Below are 12,955 nucleotides of genomic sequence, written 5' to 3' on the forward strand. Positions count from 1 at the left end.
ATGACAGCCACTGACAATTGACAAACCAATTCACAAGTCGGTAACTGACAACCATGGAAACCCTGCGCGAACGCAAGAAACAGCGCACCCGGGAGGCCCTGCTGCGGGCCGCCCTCGAACTGTTCACCACGCGTGGATACGAGGGGACGACGGTCGACGACATCGCCGAGACCGTCGACGTCTCGCAGCGCACCTTCTTCCGCTACTTCGCCGGCAAGGAGGAGGCCGCTCTCGCCGTCCAGGAGATGACGGTGAACCGCTTCGTCGAGTCGGTGCGCGAGCGTCCGCCGCACGAGGCCCCGCTGGAGGCGCTGCGCCAGGCCGTGCTGGACGGGTGGGACACGCTCAACGAGGTCGTCGAGTCCGTCGTACCGGTGGAGCTGTATCTGCGCATGTTCCGGGTGATCGAGTCGACGCCCGTGCTGCTCGCCGCCCATCTGCGGCGTTCCGAGGAGGTCGAGGAGGTCCTCGCGCGCGTGCTCGCCGAGCGGGAGGGGGTCGACATGGACACCGATCCGCGTCCCCGGCTGACGGTGGCCGTCTTCGGCGGGGTGATGCGGGTGACCGAACGGCAGTGGACCACCGGCGAGGACTTCAGCCTTCGGGCGATGCGTGACCTGACGGTTTCGCATCTCGAACAGTTGGGCCCCGCGTTGACCGGTAGTTGGCGTACGGACACCTCAGGGCACCCATACACCGAAACGTGATCCCTGTCACTCGATTAACCCGAGACCCTCCCGTTCTCCTAGTGTGTCCTTTCAGTGACTTCCTTCGACACCTCCCCCCAACTGAACGTCTGGCGCGCACTGCTCGCGCTGGCCGTGGTGTTCGTGATGTTGGCGACCACGGGCTGGACCGCGCTGCGCAACCAGCGGGAGTCCACCCCGCTCCAGGCCTCGCTCAGGGCCTGGCAGCACGGCCGTATCCACGGACAGGACCTGCCCGACCCGGACGACACCCCCGGCCACCTCGCCCGCTTCTTCGCCGCGCTCACCGCTCAGGAGCGCGTCGACCTCGCTCAGCGTTATCCGCTCGCGGTCGGCAACATGAACGGCGCCCCCGTCGAGCTGCGCTACCGCGCCAACCGCATCGCCCTCGGCCAGGCCCGCAAAGTCGAGCTGAAGCGCATGCACGACACCCGGCTCAGCCCGGCCGGGCAGCAGGAGGCGGGCGAACGTATGCACCGCTTCGCGTCACTGATGACCAAGGGCCGCCACATCCTCGCCTTCGACCCCGACGGCTCCGGCCGGGTCGCCGAGGTCTTCGGCAGCCTGCGCAAGGCGGAGCGGGTCTCGGTCGTCGTCCCCGGCGTCGATACCAACCTGCTCAACTTCCAGCGCACCACCCGCAGATACTCGGCGCCCTTCGGCATGGCCAAGTCCCTGTACAGGGCCGAGCGCTCGGCGAGTCCCTCGACGCGTACGGCGGTGATCGCCTGGGCCGACTACACGGCACCCGCCGGGCTCGGCATCGACTCGGCCACCGCGATGCGCGCCAAGGACGGCGCGCTGCGGCTCAACGCCCTGGTCCGCGCACTGCCCGGCAGCTCGCCGGTCTCGCTGTTCTGCCACAGCTACGGCTCCGTGGTGTGCGGCGTCGCCGCGCACACGCTGCCGGACCGGGTGGCCGACATCGCGGTCGCCGGCAGCCCGGGCATGCGCGTCACGAACGCCTCCCAACTGCGCACCTCCGCGCATGTGTGGGCGATGCGGGACGCCGACGACTGGATCCAGGACGTGCCGTACATGGAGGTCGGCGGGCTGGGCCACGGCGCCGACCCGGTGTCCTCCGCGTTCGGCTCCCGCGTGCTGTCGGCGCAGGGCGCGGACGGGCACAGCGGGTACTTCGAGCCGGGCACGGAGAGCCTGTTGAACTTCGCCGAGATCGGCATTGGCGCATACCGCTCGGTGCACTGCGCCCACGACGACGAAGCCTGCCGCGCCGGTTTGCCCGGCACGGCGACGGCCGGACGCGCGTAGAGAACGCAGGAACTGCGGTCTGCGCGGGGAGGGGACGAAGAAGCTCGTGCCGCATACGATGAGCCGCATGGGTGACGTACTGGCCGGATTTCATGCCGCCTGGGAGTTCGAGTCCGACTCCGTGCTCATCCGCTACGAACGGGGGATTCGAACACCTAAGCTCTTTCAGGCGCTGGGGGAACGGCGTATCCCCCTGGAGGCGCTCTGCGGAGTGACGCTGACGCCCGGCAGGCGCGGCACCGTGGTGCTGCGCGCCGAGCCGCGTCCGGGTGCCGATCCCCTGATGGAAGCGGCGGCGGGGCAGCTCAAGGAAGGGTGCGATCCCTATCGGCTGGTGCTGCCGGCCGACAAGGAGACGCTCGCCGAGTACTACGCCGACGAGTTGCGTGCGCAGCTGAAGGGCGACGACGGCGAGCCGGCCGAGCGTTTTCTGGTGCCGGCCCCTGAAGTGCCCCTGCAGTTCAAGGCGTACGACGGGAAGGCGTCCTTCGACGGGAAGACCGTGCACTTCCGGTGGTTCTGGACCGGGGCGTCGTCGGCGAAGTGGAAGGCCGGGGACCAGAGTTTCGCCGTGTCCGAACTGGGCGGCGTGGAGTGGCGGTCGCCGGAGGTGTTCGAAGGGCATCTGCGGCTGTTGCGGCGCGATGTGGGTGAGCAGCCGGTGCAGGCCGATCAGGATCCGGCGGCGGTGGTGTTCGGGCTGGGGTACGGGCCGGTGCATGAGTCGTTGCCGTTCGCCGCGGCGGTTCTGGCCGCTGTACGCGAGCGAGGGCCGGTCGCGGCGGTCCCGGCCGCGCCGCGCCGGGACCCCGCGGATATCGCCGAGCGGATTCGCCATCTTGGGGAGCTGCATCAGGCCGGGTTGGTCACTGATGAGGAGTTCTCCGTGAAGAAGGCGGAGTTGCTGGCGGAGCTCTAGTTACTCCCTGCCTGCAGAGGTGAACGTCATGTCCGAGTAGCGGTCTCCTGCCACCCTGCCCGCGATCGGCTCCAGGAGCTCCAGTTCCTCCTTGCTGAGCTCGATCCTCGTCGCCGCAGCGTTCTCCTCCACCCGGCTCGGCTTGCGGGTACCCGGGATCGGGATCACCGGGAGGGCGTGGACGGCCGCCTGCTGCTGGACCCAGGCCAGGGCGATCTGGCCGGTCGAGGCGTTGTGGGTCTTGGCGATCGTGCGGATCGGGTCCAGGAGGGCGACGTTCGCGTCCGCGTTCTCGCCGGTGAAGCGGGGCTGCTGGCGGCGGAAGTCGTCGGAGGTGAGGTCCTTGTCGGCGTTGGCGAAGGAGCCGGTGAGGAAGCCGCGGCCGAGCGGGGAGTACGGCACGAGGGCCACGCCCAGTTCGCGGGCCGCCGGGACGACCTGCGCCTCGATGTCCCGGCTGAAGAGCGACCACTCCGACTGCACGGCGGCGATGGGGTGCAGGGCGTGCGCCGTACGCAGCTCGGCGGCCGTGACCTCGCTCAGGCCCAGGTGCTTGACCTTGCCCTCGCGCACCAGATCGGCCATGACGCCGACCGACTCCTCGATCGGTACGTTCACATCGCGCCGGTGCATGTAGTAGAGGTCGATGACATCGACGTCCAGGCGCTTCAGGCTCGCCTCGACGGCCTGCCGGATGTAGGGCGGGTCGTTGCGGATGATCCGCCGGCTCGGGTCGTCCGCCGGGATCGCCAGGGCGAACTTGGTGGCGATCACGAGTTCGTCGCGGTGCGCCTTGAAGAACGGGGAGAGGAACTTCTCGTTCTCCCCCGCGCCGTACGCGTCCGCCGTGTCGTACAGCGTGACGCCGAGCTCCAGCGCCCGCTCCAGGGTGGCCCGCGACTCCTTCGCGTCCGAGGGGCCGTACGCGAAGCTCATGCCCATGCAGCCGAGGCCCTGCACACCGACCTCGGGGCCCGTGTCGCCCAGCCGTGCGGTGGCGATCCTGCTGTCGGTCATCCGGCCTTCTCCGTTTCGTATGCGTGACCGGCGTCGGCGTAGAAGCTGATCTTCCGGTCGAGTACGGCGAGCGTGTCCTGGAGTTCCGCGATCCGGGACAGGACGTCCCGGCGGGTCGCCTCCAGGAGTTCGTGGCGCTCGCCGAATGTGTGGTCTCCCTCGCGGACCAGTTCCGCGTACCGCACCATGCCGGCGACCGGCATGCCGGTGAGCCGGAGCTTGCCGACGAGGTCGAGCCAGTCGAGGTCGCGGTTGCTGTAGCGGCGCTGGCCGGTGTGCGAGCGGTCGATGTGCGGCATCAGCCCGATGCGCTCGTACCAGCGCAGGGTGTGCGCGGTCAGGCCGGTGAAGGCGACGACCTCGCTGATCGTGTAGCTGTCCTGGCCTTCCGGGCGCCTGTGGGGGTGCGGCGGGGCGCCGCAGCTGTCGGTCCTGGTACCCGTGGTCTCCATCACCGTCATGAGCTCCACGCTATGGCCTTGGAGTGCACTCCAAGCAAGCGGTACAGGTAAGAAATCAACCCGATGTCACAGGGGCCCTGGGCGACGAATTAGGCTCGTCGGCATGTCCTTGCAGAGCCTCGCACTGATCGAGAACTGGCCGGTTCCCACCGCTGCGGCGGGTGTGGTGCGGGCCGACGGGACCGTCCTCGGGAACCATGGTCCGGTTGGGCGGCGGTTCGCGCTCGCCTCCGTCACCAAGCCGCTCGCCGCGTACGCCGCGCTCGTCGCGTACGAGGAGGGGGCGATCGAACTCGACGAGCCGGCCGGGCCCGCCGGGGCGACGGTACGTCATCTGCTCGCGCACACCTCGGGGCTGGCCTTCGACGAGCACCGGGTGACCTCCCCTCCCGGGGAGCGGCGGTTGTACTCCAACGCCGGGTTCGAGCAGCTCGGGGATCACATCGCGAAGGCCACGGACATTCCGTTCGGGGAGTATCTGCGGCAGGCGGTGCTGGAGCCGCTGGGGATGGCCTCGACCTCGCTGGAGGGCTCTCCCGCGAAGGACGGGGTGTCTTCCGTGGAAGACCTCCTGCGGTTCGCGGCGGAGGTGCAGGCGCCGCGGCTGCTGGATCCTCGTACGGTCGCTGAGGCGATGACCGTGCAGTATCCGGGGACGAAGGGGGTGCTGCCGGGGTACGGGCACCAGAACCCGAACGACTGGGGGCTGGGCTTCGAGATCCGGGATTCCAAGTCGCCGCACTGGACGGGGTCTTCGTCCTCGCCGCGTGCCTTCGGGCACTTCGGGCAGTCCGGTACGTTTCTGTGGATCGACCCGGTTGCGGGGGTGGCGTGCGTGGCGCTGACGGATCGGGCGTTCGGGGCGTGGGCGGTTGAGGTGTGGCCGGTGTTCACGGATACGGTGCTGGCGGAGGTGCGGGGCTGAGGTCGGGCTTTTCTCGCCCCCGCCGCCCCTACCCGTCCCATCCTTCTGGGGCTCCGCCCCAGACCCCGCTCCTCAAACGCCGGAGGGGCTGGATTTTGCCGGCCGGGGCTTGGTCTTTTCAGCCCGTCCGGCGTTTGAGGACGAGGCCCCTTCAGGGCCGAAAAGGGGGGTCTGGGGGCGCAGCCCCCAGGGACGGGAATGGGAAGGGGCGGCCTTCGCGTCCGTGATGCGCGCCGCGTCCCCCGGGCCCAACCGGGCTTCCTCCAGGCGCACTTCGCCACGGACGACGTGGACGTAGACGTATCCTCCGTCCGGCACCGCCGTCCGCTCCCCCGGCCCCAGGCGACGTACGTGCAGCATCGCACCCGCCTCCGGGATCGCGTACGGCGTCGAGTCGGCGATGCCGTGGACGATCTCGTAGGAGGGTTCGCCACCCGGGTGCAACGGCGCCAGCCAGGTCTGTACGAAGGTCAGGGGGAGCGAGCCGCCGTTGCGCTCCACGTGCCGTACGCCCGCCGCCGCGCTCAGGCGCTGCACGTCCCCGGGGCGCACCACCGTCTCGTGGCCCGTGGAGTCGCGGTGGGTCAGCTCGCCCTCCACCACCCAGGTCACGATCTCCGTGTGGCTGTGCGGGTGTTCGTCGAAGCCCGCGCCGGGGGCGAGCCACTCCTCGTTGCAGGCGATCAGCGCGCCGAAGCGCAGGTTGTCGGGGTCGTAGTGCGGGCCGAAGGAGAAGGCGTGCCACGACTCGATTCCGGCGGAGGCGTCGCCGCCCGGGTAGCGCTCCGTCGCGCGCCGTACGTCCATCACGGGCACCACCGTAGCCCTCACTCGGCACCCGGCGGCGCGCACTCACGTCCGGATAAGGCAGTCTTGTCCACGTGCCCGAATCCGAAGCCCGCAGGGGCAACCCCGCAGCGCCCGACGTCCACCCGCACGCGGCGACCCTGAAGAGGCTGGAGAAGTCGTCCGGCTCTCTCGCCGCGCAGGCCATCACGCGCATGGACGAGACACTGCCGTGGTACCGGGCCATGCCACCGGAGAACCGTTCCTGGATCGGGCTCGTCGCCCAGGCCGGTATCGCCGCCTTTACTGAGTGGTTCCGGCATCCTGACGCGCCTCAGGCCATCTCCACCGATGTCTTCGGGACCGCTCCCCGCGAGCTGACCCGGGCCATCACACTGCGGCAGACCGTCGAGATGGTGCGCACCACCATCGAGGTCATGGAGAGCGCGATCGACGAGGTCGCGGCCCCCGGGGACGAGAACATCCTGCGCGAGGCGCTGCTCGTCTACGCCCGTGAGATCGCCTTCGCCACCGCTCAGGTCTACGCACAGGCCGCCGAGGCACGCGGCGCCTGGGACGCGCGGCTGGAGTCGCTGGTCGTCAACGCCGTCCTGAGCGGGGAGGCCGACGAGGGTGCGGTCAGCAGGGCCGCGGCCCTCGGGTGGAACTCTCCCGAGCATGTGTGCGTCGTGTTGGGCACCGCGCCCGACGGTGACAGCGAGCTGACCGTCGAGGCCATCCGGCGGGCCGCCCGGCACGCCAAGCTGCAGGTCCTCACCGGCGTGCTCGGAACCCGGCTCGTCGTGATCGCGGGTGGCAGCGACAACCCGCTGGCCGTGGCCAAGTCGCTGATCGGGCCGTACGCGGCCGGGCCCGTGGTCGCCGGTCCCGTCGTACCCGATCTGCTCGCCGCCACCCGGTCCGCGCAGGCCGCGGCCGCCGGGCTCAAGGCGTGTTCCGCCTGGCAGGACGCCCCGCGGCCGGTGCTGGCGGACGATCTGCTTCCGGAGCGCGCGATGGCCGGGGATCCGAGTGCGCGCGAGCAGTTGGTGGAGGAGATCTACAGACCGCTGGAGGAGGCCGGGTCCGCCCTCCTGGAGACGCTCTCCGTCTATCTCGAACAGGCGAGCAGTCTGGAGGGGGCGGCGCGGATGCTGTTCGTCCATCCCAACACCGTGCGCTACCGGCTTCGACGTGTGACTGACGTCACCGGCTGGTCGCCTTCGGATGTGCGTTCGGCGTTCACGTTGCGGATCGCGCTGATCCTGGGGCGTCTGGCCGACGGAGATCTCCAACCCTAGGCTTTTGTCGGAGCCCCACAAAACCCCCTCGTGTTCTTCGTCCCTGTCCCCACGGGCGGCTATGGCCGTCCACAAGAGAGAGTGTGAGAGTGCTCGTACTCGTCGCTCCCGGCCAGGGCGCCCAGACGCCCGGCTTCCTGACTCCCTGGCTCGAACTCCCCGGTGCCGCCGCCCGCGTCGCCGCGTGGTCGGACGCCATCGGCCTGGACCTCGCCCACTACGGCACCCAGGCCGACGCGGACGCGATCCGGGACACGGCTGTCGCCCAGCCGCTCCTTGTCGCGGCCGGGATCCTGTCCGCCGCGGCACTCGGTGACGTTGCGCCGGGCGCCGTCGCCGGCCACAGCGTCGGCGAGATCACCGCCGCCGCCTTCACGGGCGTACTGGACGACACCGCGGCGCTGACCCTCGTACGCAAGCGGGGTCTGGCCATGGCCGAGGCCGCCGCGATCACCGAGACCGGCATGTCCGCGCTGCTCGGCGGCGACCCCGAGGTGAGCGTCGCGCACCTGGAGAAGCTCGGGCTGACCCCGGCGAACGTCAACGGCGCCGGTCAGATCGTGGCCGCGGGCACGCTGGAGCAGCTCGCCGTGCTGAACGAGGACAAGCCCGAGGGCGTCCGCAAGGTCATCCCGCTGAAGGTGGCCGGCGCCTTCCACACGCGCCACATGGCCCCCGCGGTCGACGCGCTGGCGAAGGCTGCCGCGGACCTGACGCCGGCGGACCCGACGGTCGCCTACGTCTCGAACAAGGACGGCAAGGTCGTGGCCACCGGTGCCGAGGTGCTCGAGCGCCTGGTCGGCCAGGTCGCCAACCCGGTCCGCTGGGACCTGTGCATGGAGACGTTCAAGGAGCTCGGCGCCACCGCGATCATCGAGGTCTCCCCCGGCGGCACGCTGGTCGGCCTCGCCAAGCGCGCGCTGCCGGGCGTCAAGACCCTGGCGCTCAAGACCCCCGACGACCTCGACGCTGCTCGCGAGCTCATCGCCGAGCACAGCGCCTGAAAAGGAGCCCAGAGAGCAATGTCGAAGATCAAGCCCAGCAAGGGCGCCCCGTACGCGCGCATCCTCGGTGTCGGCGGCTACCGCCCGACCCGGGTTGTGCCGAACGAGGTGATCCTCGAGACGATCGACTCGTCCGACGAGTGGATCCGCTCACGCTCCGGCATCGAGACCCGGCACTGGGCCTCCCCCGAGGAGACCGTCGCCGCGATGTCGATCGAGGCGTCGGGGAAGGCGATCGCCGACGCCGGGATCTCCGCCGAGCAGATCGGCGGCGTGATCGTCTCGACCGTCTCGCACTTCAAGCAGACCCCGGCCGTCGCGACCGAGATCGCCGACAAGCTGGGCACGAACAAGGCCGCCGCCTTCGACATCTCGGCCGGCTGCGCGGGCTTCGGCTACGGCCTGACCCTCGCCAAGGGCATGGTCGTCGAGGGCAGCGCGGAGTACGTCCTCGTCATCGGCGTGGAGCGGCTGTCCGACCTGACCGACCTGGAGGACCGCGCGACGGCCTTCCTGTTCGGTGACGGCGCGGGCGCGGTCGTCGTGGGCCCCTCCGAGGAGCCGCACATCGGCCCGACCGTGTGGGGTTCCGAGGGCGACAAGTCCGAGACGATCAAGCAGACGGTGCCGTGGAACGAGTTCCACGTCGGCGATGTCTCCAAGCTCCCGCTCGACAGCAAGGGCAACGTCAAGTTCCCTGCGATCACGCAGGAGGGCCAGGCGGTGTTCCGCTGGGCCGTGTTCGAGATGGCGAAGGTCGCCCAGCAGGCGCTGGACGCGGCCGGGATCACCTCGGACGACCTGGACGTCTTCATTCCCCACCAGGCCAACGAGCGGATCATCGACTCGATGGTGAAGACGCTCAAGCTGCCGGAGCACGTCACGGTCGCCCGCGACGTGCGCACCACCGGCAACACCTCGGCCGCGTCGATTCCGCTCGCCATGGAGCGGCTTCTGGCGACCGGCGAGGCGAAGAGTGGCGACACCGCGCTCGTCATCGGCTTCGGGGCGGGTCTCGTCTACGCCGCCACTGTCGTTACCCTCCCCTAGGCACTCCGTGCCGGATCATCATCGGATCCGGTGCGGCTGTACTTACCTGCCGCTGCCGCGGCGGGCACTGCCAAACCCTCTGGATCACAACGAAGGAGCGCCCGAAATGGCCGCCACTCAGGAAGAGATCGTCGCCGGTCTCGCCGACATCGTGAACGAGATCGCCGGCATCCCGGTTGAGGACGTCCAGCTGGACAAGTCCTTCACCGACGACCTGGACGTCGACTCGCTGTCCATGGTCGAGGTCGTCGTCGCCGCCGAAGAGCGCTTCGACGTCAAGATCCCGGACGACGACGTCAAGAACCTCAAGACGGTCGGCGACGCGACCACCTACATCCTCAAGCACCAGGCCTGAGCCACTTCTTAGGCCGGATGCATGGCCCCGCCACCCGGCGGTGGCGCCGCTTAATCCTCGGATCCGTTGGAGAAAGAATTCCCGTGAGCTCGACCAATCGCACCGTGGTCGTCACCGGTATCGGCGCAACCACACCGCTGGGTGGCGACGCAGCCTCTACCTGGGAGGGCCTGATCGCCGGCAAGTCCGGTGTGAAGCCCCTGGAGCAGGAGTGGGCCGCCGACCAGGCGGTCCGTATCGCAGCGCAGATCGCCGTGGAGCCGACCGAGGTCATTCCACGGCCGCAGGCCCGCCGCCTGGACCGCTCGGCGCAGTTCGCGCTGATCGCGGCCAAGGAGGCCTGGGCGGACGCGGGCTACACCGACAAGGCCGGTGAGGACGCAACTGTCGACCCGGACCGGCTCGGTGCGGTCATCGCCTCCGGCATCGGCGGTGTGACGACCCTGCTCGACCAGTACGACGTGCTCAAGGAGAAGGGCGTCCGCCGCGTCTCCCCGCACACCGTCCCCATGCTGATGCCGAACGGCCCGTCCGCCAACGTGGGGCTGCTCGTGGGCGCCCGCGCCGGTGTGCACACGCCGGTCTCGGCCTGTGCCTCGGGTGCCGAGGCCATCGGCTACGCCATCGAGATGATCCGCACCGGCCGCGCCGATGTCGTCATCGCCGGTGGCACGGAGGCGGCGATCCACCCGCTGCCCATCGCCGCGTTCGGCAACATGATGGCGATGTCCAAGAACAACGACGACCCGCAGGGCGCCTCACGTCCCTACGACACCGGCCGGGACGGCTTCGTCCTCGGCGAGGGTGCCGGCGTGATCGTCCTGGAGTCCGCCGAGCACGCCGCCGCGCGCGGTGCCCGCGTGTACGCCGAGGCGGTCGGGCAGGGCATCTCCGCCGACGGCCACGACATCGTGCAGCCGGAGCCGGCGGGGCGTGGCATCGCCCACGCCCTGCAGAACCTGCTCGACAGCACCGACCTGGACCCGGCCGAGATCGTGCACGTCAACGCGCACGCGACCTCCACGCCGGCCGGTGACGTGGCCGAACTGAAGGCGCTGCGCAAGGTGTTCGGCGACGACACGGACCACATGGCGGTCTCCGCGACCAAGTCGATGACGGGGCACCTGCTCGGTGGCGCGGGCGGTGTCGAGTCCGTCGCGACGGTCCTCGCGCTGTACAACCGGGTCGCTCCGCCGACCATCAACGTCGAGAACCTCGACCCGGAGGCGGAGGCCAACGCGGACATCGTGCGCGGTGAGGCTCGCAAGCTTCCTGTTGAGGGGCGGATTGCCGCGCTGAACGACTCGTTCGGGTTCGGTGGGCACAACGTGGTCTTGGCGTTCCGTACGGTCTGATTTCTGCCGTTCACGGCGTGTGGCCCGCACCCCGGGTTCTGGGGGCGGGCCACACGTCGTTTTTCGTCTACCGGCCGGTGGGGGCTGGTCGCGCCCACGCGGCGGAGCCGCAGATTGATACAGCCCCGCGCCCCTGGCGGCGATGCCCCTGAGGGCGATATTTCAGACGACCTGGTGCAACCAGCGCACCGGCGCGCCCTCGCCCGCGTATCTGAACGGCTCCAACTCGTCGTCCCACGGCTTGCCCAGGAGCTTGGCGATCTCCGCCTCCAGGTCCGTCTCTCCGCGCTGGGAACGGGTCAGGGCCGCCCGCAGGCGGTCCTCCGGGATCAGGATGTCGCCGTGGATGCCGGTGACCGCGTGGAAGATGCCGAGCTCGGGGGTGCAGCTGTAGCGCTCGCCCTCGGCGGTGGGGCAGGGCTCGGCGGTGACCTCGAAGCGGAGGAGGTGCCAGCCGCGCAGGGCGGAGGCGAGTTTGGAGGCCGTGCCGACCTCGGCCTGCCAGGAGAACTCCGCGCGCCAGGTGCCCGGCGCGGCGGGCTGCCGGATCCAGTCGAGGTTGACGCGCGTGCCGAGCACCCCGGCGACGGCCCACTCGACGTGCGGGCACAGCGCGCGCGGCGCGGAGTGCACGTACAGAACTCCACGTGTCGTCACCGGGACCTCCGGGCAGAGCGGGACAAGTCTTGCAGGCTGGCATGGCGGCGATGGCAGGCAGCCGCGTTGATGGCGAGGCTACCGTGCGACGGCGCAAGGAGTGTGACGTACCGTCGGTCCCGATGCCGTGAAACACCCGCCATTCACCCGGCAGGACGCTAGTAGGGGTGCAGATCGTTCCCTCGCGGCGGCCGGGAACTCCCGCGCGTTGTTATAGGGGACGACCATTTCACGAGGGGATCACCACGGATGCGGAAGCAGGGCCACCGCTCACGGGCCGTCGTCGCCCTCCTCACGGCGGCCGTCCTGGGCGTCGCCGGCTGTGACGCCGTCGGTGGCGACTCACCGGCGCCCACGGACACCCGGAAGGCCAAGCCCTCCCCGAAGCCGACCCCGGCCTGGGACAGCAGCCCGGGTTCGGTCGCCGCGGTGGGCGACTCCATCACCCGCGGCTTCGACGCGTGCTCGGTGCTGACGGACTGCCCGGAGGTGTCATGGGCGACCGGCGCCAGCACCGAGGTCGACAGTCTCGCCGTACGACTGCTGGGGAAGGCGAAGGCCGCCTCGCGGAGCTGGAACTACGCGGTCTCCGGGTCGCGGATGGCGGACCTGTCCACGCAGATGGCACAGGCGGCGGCGCGCGCGCCCGGGCTGGTGACGGTGATGGCGGGCGCCAACGACGCCTGCAGGGACTCCACCGCGGCGATGACGTCGGCGGCCGACTTCCGGGCTGGCTTCGAGGACGCGCTGAGCGTGCTGCGGAAGAAGGCGCCGAAGACACAGGTGTACGTGGCGAGCGTGCCGAACCTCAAGCGGCTGTGGTCGCAGGGGCGCACCAACCCGGTGGGCAAGCAGGTGTGGAAGCTGGGCCTCTGCCCGTCGATGCTGGCCGACGCGGATGCCCTGGACGCGGCGGCGACCGCGCGGCGGGACACCGTGCAGGAGCGGGTGGAGGCCTACAACGCCGTGCTGAAGGAGGTGTGCGCCAAGGACGAGCGGTGCCGCTACGACGGGGGCGCGGTGTACGACTACCGGTTCGGCACCGCCCAGCTCAGCCACTGGGACTGGTTCCATCCGAGTGTGAACGGACAGGCACGGCTGGCCGAGCTCGCATACCGCAAGGTCACGTCCGTGTCCTAAAGTTCC

Annotated in this window: 14 protein-coding genes; 10 read left to right on the top strand and 4 right to left on the bottom strand. The window is 70.0% G+C overall.

All coding sequences use genetic code 11. From position 1 onward, the window contains the following. Positions 1-53 precede the first annotated feature (53 nt). From IG08_RS0109860 to IG08_RS0109870, 3 genes are read left to right on the top strand one after another with little or no spacing between them, the layout of a single operon-like run. Entirely contained in the window at positions 54-707 is a 654-nt protein-coding gene (locus IG08_RS0109860; protein WP_043453700.1) for a TetR/AcrR family transcriptional regulator, read from the top strand. 54 nt (positions 708-761) lie between these two features. Next, positions 762-1,979 carry an alpha/beta hydrolase gene (locus IG08_RS0109865; RefSeq protein WP_030598963.1) on the top strand — a complete coding sequence of 406 codons (1,218 nt, stop codon included), beginning with the start codon at positions 762-764 and terminating at the stop codon, positions 1,977-1,979. A 58-nt stretch (positions 1,980-2,037) separates the two neighbouring features. Continuing rightward, positions 2,038-2,898: a DUF4429 domain-containing protein gene (locus IG08_RS0109870; protein WP_043453828.1), complete on the top strand. Its 861-nt coding sequence runs from the start codon at positions 2,038-2,040 to the stop codon at positions 2,896-2,898. On the opposite strand, the gene IG08_RS0109875 is transcribed toward IG08_RS0109870, so the two are convergent. Further along, complete coding sequence (locus IG08_RS0109875; protein WP_030598970.1) at positions 2,899-3,915, bottom strand: aldo/keto reductase; 1,017 nt, start codon at positions 3,913-3,915, stop codon at positions 2,899-2,901. It abuts the gene before it with no gap. Continuing rightward, positions 3,912-4,376 (bottom strand): MerR family transcriptional regulator, encoded by a 465-nt coding sequence (locus IG08_RS0109880; RefSeq protein ID WP_030598972.1) that lies wholly within the window; start codon positions 4,374-4,376, stop codon positions 3,912-3,914. The genes IG08_RS0109875 and IG08_RS0109880 overlap by 4 nt, the downstream gene beginning before the upstream one ends. 103 nt (positions 4,377-4,479) lie before the next feature. Here IG08_RS0109880 and IG08_RS0109885 point away from each other — a divergent pair, with 103 nt between their 5' ends. After that, positions 4,480-5,301 carry a serine hydrolase domain-containing protein gene (locus tag IG08_RS0109885; protein WP_030598974.1) on the top strand — a complete coding sequence of 274 codons (822 nt, stop codon included), beginning with the start codon at positions 4,480-4,482 and terminating at the stop codon, positions 5,299-5,301. Between the two features lie 72 nt (positions 5,302-5,373). Here the strand turns inward: IG08_RS0109885 and IG08_RS0109890 are convergent, their stop codons facing one another. Beyond that, a complete protein-coding gene (locus tag IG08_RS0109890) occupies positions 5,374-6,108 on the bottom strand; it encodes a pirin family protein (protein WP_106980906.1) in 735 nt (244 codons plus the stop codon). Between the two features lie 74 nt (positions 6,109-6,182). On the opposite strand from IG08_RS0109890, the gene IG08_RS0109895 reads away from it, so the two are divergent. The 5 genes from IG08_RS0109895 to IG08_RS0109915 all read left to right on the top strand — a co-directional run bounded on the left by IG08_RS0109895 (position 6,183) and on the right by IG08_RS0109915 (position 11,152). Next, positions 6,183-7,388, top strand: coding sequence for a PucR family transcriptional regulator (locus IG08_RS0109895; RefSeq protein ID WP_030598978.1), 1,206 nt, complete (start codon positions 6,183-6,185; stop codon positions 7,386-7,388). An 89-nt stretch (positions 7,389-7,477) separates the two neighbouring features. After that, complete coding sequence (locus IG08_RS0109900) at positions 7,478-8,392, top strand: ACP S-malonyltransferase (RefSeq protein WP_030598980.1); 915 nt, start codon at positions 7,478-7,480, stop codon at positions 8,390-8,392. A gap of 18 nt (positions 8,393-8,410) precedes the next feature. Then, positions 8,411-9,442, top strand: coding sequence for a ketoacyl-ACP synthase III (locus IG08_RS0109905; protein ID WP_030598983.1), 1,032 nt, complete (start codon positions 8,411-8,413; stop codon positions 9,440-9,442). A 106-nt stretch (positions 9,443-9,548) separates the two neighbouring features. Further along, positions 9,549-9,797, top strand: coding sequence for an acyl carrier protein (locus tag IG08_RS0109910; protein WP_030598985.1), 249 nt, complete (start codon positions 9,549-9,551; stop codon positions 9,795-9,797). A gap of 83 nt (positions 9,798-9,880) precedes the next feature. Further along, positions 9,881-11,152, top strand: coding sequence for a beta-ketoacyl-[acyl-carrier-protein] synthase family protein (locus IG08_RS0109915; RefSeq protein WP_030598987.1), 1,272 nt, complete (start codon positions 9,881-9,883; stop codon positions 11,150-11,152). A gap of 162 nt (positions 11,153-11,314) precedes the next feature. Here IG08_RS0109915 and IG08_RS0109920 read toward each other — a convergent pair whose 3' ends face one another. After that, complete coding sequence (locus tag IG08_RS0109920) at positions 11,315-11,809, bottom strand: DUF3145 domain-containing protein (RefSeq protein WP_030598990.1); 495 nt, start codon at positions 11,807-11,809, stop codon at positions 11,315-11,317. 249 nt (positions 11,810-12,058) lie between these two features. On the opposite strand from IG08_RS0109920, the gene IG08_RS0109925 reads away from it, so the two are divergent. Next, positions 12,059-12,949, top strand: coding sequence for an SGNH/GDSL hydrolase family protein (locus tag IG08_RS0109925; RefSeq protein WP_030598992.1), 891 nt, complete (start codon positions 12,059-12,061; stop codon positions 12,947-12,949). Positions 12,950-12,955: the final 6 nt, after the last annotated feature.

This window comes from Streptomyces fulvoviolaceus, from assembly GCF_000718165.1.
Lineage (GTDB): Bacteria > Actinomycetota > Actinomycetes > Streptomycetales > Streptomycetaceae > Streptomyces > Streptomyces fulvoviolaceus.